This is a genomic window from Frankia sp. AgB32 (assembly GCF_023243045.1).
GTDB lineage: Bacteria > Actinomycetota > Actinomycetes > Frankiales > Frankiaceae > Frankia.
This window is the reverse complement of record NZ_JALKFX010000142.1, coordinates 1-2777: the sequence shown is the minus strand read 5'-3', so window position 1 is coordinate 2777 and position 2777 is coordinate 1. Positions and strand designations below refer to the sequence as shown.

Sequence of the window (2777 nt, the reverse complement as noted above, 5' to 3'; positions counted from 1 at the left end):
CGTGGCCGTATCGTCCACGGGACGCTGTGGCGCTGCGACTCACCGGCGGCTTCTCGCCGCAGCAGGTATCGGACCGGGGGGGGGGGGGGGGGGGGGGGCGCCCCCGCCCCCCCCCCCCCCCCCCCCGCGACCCCCGCCCCACCTGATGACTGATCCCCCAGCCCTGGAAGGACCCCGTGGTCGACGTCCTACCGCCGCCCCCCGGCGACCGCATCGAACCCATCGGCATCGAAGTCGAGATGCAACGCTCGTACCTCGACTACGCGATGTCGGTCATCGTCGGCCGAGCGCTGCCGGAGGTCCGGGACGGGCTCAAGCCCGTGCACCGCCGGGTCCTGTACGCCATGTACGACGGTGGTTACCGCCCCGACCGCGGGTACTTCAAGTGCTCCCGCGTGGTCGGCGACGTCATGGGTAACTACCACCCTCACGGCGACACGGCGATCTACGACACCCTCGTCCGGCTCGCGCAGAGCTGGTCGCTGCGCTACCCGCTGGTCGATGGCAACGGCAACTTCGGTTCGCCCGGCAACGACCCGCCCGCCGCCATGCGTTACACCGAGGCGCGGATGGCGGCGCTGGCGATGGAGATGCTGCGCGACATCGACCAGGACACCGTCGACTTCGCGCCGAACTACGACGGCCGTTCGCAGGAGCCGCTGGTCCTGCCCAGCCGGTTCCCGAACCTGCTGGTCAACGGCGCCGGCGGCATCGCCGTCGGCATGGCCACGAACATCCCGCCGCACAATCTGCGGGAGGTCGCCAGCGGCGTCCGGTGGGCGCTGGACCACCCTGAGGCGACCGATGAGGAGCTGCTCGAAGCCCTCATGGGCCTGATCAAGGGCCCGGACTTTCCCACCGCCGGGCTGGTCGTCGGCCGCAGCGGCATCGAGGACGCCTACCGCACCGGTCGCGGCAGCATCCGGATGCGCGCCGTTGTCAACGTCGAGGAGAACAAGGGTCGTACCCAGCTCGTCGTCACCGAGCTGCCGTACCAGGTCAACCCGGACAACCTCGCGGAGAAGATCGCGGAGCTCGTCCGCGACAACAAGGTCACCGGCATCTCGGACGTCCGGGACGAGACCTCCGCCCGCATCGGGCAGCGCCTCGTCATCGACCTCAAGCGCGACGCCGTCGCCAAGGTCGTCCTGAACAACCTGTACAAGCACACCCAGCTGCAGGACACCTTCGGCGCCAACATGCTGGCGATCGTCGACGGCGTGCCGCGCACGCTGCGCCTGGACCAGATGGTCCGCTACTACGTCGAGCACCAGGTCGACGTCATCGTCCGGCGCACCCGCTACCAGCTGCGCAAGGCCCGCGAGCGGCTGCACGTCCTCGACGGTCTGCTCATCGCGCTCGACCACCTCGACGAGGTGATCAGCCTCATCCGCAACGCGGAGTCGGCCGAGGCGGCGCGTGGCCAGCTGATGGAGCGCTTCACGCTGTCGGAGATCCAGGCCACGGCCATCCTCGACATGCAGCTGCGCCGCCTCGCCGCCCTCGAGCGGCAGCGGATCATCGACGAGGCCGCGGAGCTGCGTGCCCGGATCACCGAGCTGGAGGCGATCCTCGCCTCGCCGTCGCGGCAGCGGGAGATCATCGGCGAGGAACTCGCCGAGGTCGTCGAGAAGTTCGGCGACGAGCGGCGCACCCGGCTCGTCCCCTTCGAGGGCGACATGTCCATCGAGGACCTCATCGCCCGCGAGGACGTCGTCGTCACCGTCACCCGCGGCGGCTATGCCAAGCGCACCAAGACCGACCTCTACCGCTCGCAGCGCCGCGGCGGCAAGGGCGTGCAGGGCGCAGCCCTGCGCGAGGACGACATCGTCGAGCACTTCTTCGTCACCACGACCCACCACTGGCTGCTGTTCTTCACGAACAAGGGCCGGGTCTACCGGGCGAAGGCGCACGAACTGCCCGAGCAGGCCCGCTCGGCCAAGGGACAGCACGTCGCGAACATCCTCGCCTTCGCCCAGGACGAGCGCATCGCCGAGGTCATCGCGTTGCAGGACTACGAGGCGTCGCCGTACCTGGTGCTCGCCACCAAGCGCGGGCTGTGCAAGAAGACCTCGCTGAGCGACTTCGACTCCAACCGCGCCGGCGGCCTCGTCGCGATCAACCTGCGGGACGACGACGAACTGATCGCCGCCCGCCTCGTCGCCCCCGGCGACGACCTGCTGCTGGTCAGCCGCAACGCCCAGTCGATCCGGTTCCACGCCGACGACGAGCAGCTGCGGCCGATGGGCCGGGCGACGTCCGGCGTGATCGGCATGCGCTTCGACGCCGAGGACGAACTGCTCTCGATGGACGTCGTCGTCCCCGGCACCACCGCGGACCTGCTGGTCGCGACCTCCGGCGGCTACGCCAAGCGGACGCCGCTGGCCGAGTACCCGATCCAGGGCCGCGGCGGCAAGGGTGTGCTGACGGCTAAGATCGTCTCCACCCGCGGTGGCCTCGTCGGTGCGCTCGTCGTCGACCCGGACGACCAGCTCTACGCGATCGCCTCCAACGGGGGCGTGTTGCGCACCATAGCCAAGGACGTGCGCCGGGCCCAGCGGCAGACGATGGGTGTCCGGCTCATCGATCTGGAGTCCGGTGTGCAGGTGGTCGGAGTCGCGCGCAATGCTGATGCCGAGGACACCGAGGCCCCTGTCGACTCCGAGGCCCAGGACAGCTGAGTCCAGGCCTGGAGAAGGACGATGTGGCCGGGGGGGGGGGGGGGGGGGGGGGGGGGGGGGCGCGGGGGGGGGGGGGGGGGGGGGGGCGGGGGCGGG

General features: G+C 70.7%; 1 protein-coding gene. It reads left to right on the top strand.

Annotation, left to right across the window (positions count from 1 at the left end):
- The first annotated feature begins 176 nt into the window (after positions 1-176).
- Positions 177-2681 (top strand): DNA gyrase subunit A, encoded by a 2505-nt coding sequence (gene gyrA / locus MXD60_RS26050; protein ID WP_248822327.1) that lies wholly within the window; start codon positions 177-179, stop codon positions 2679-2681.
- Positions 2682-2777: the final 96 nt, after the last annotated feature.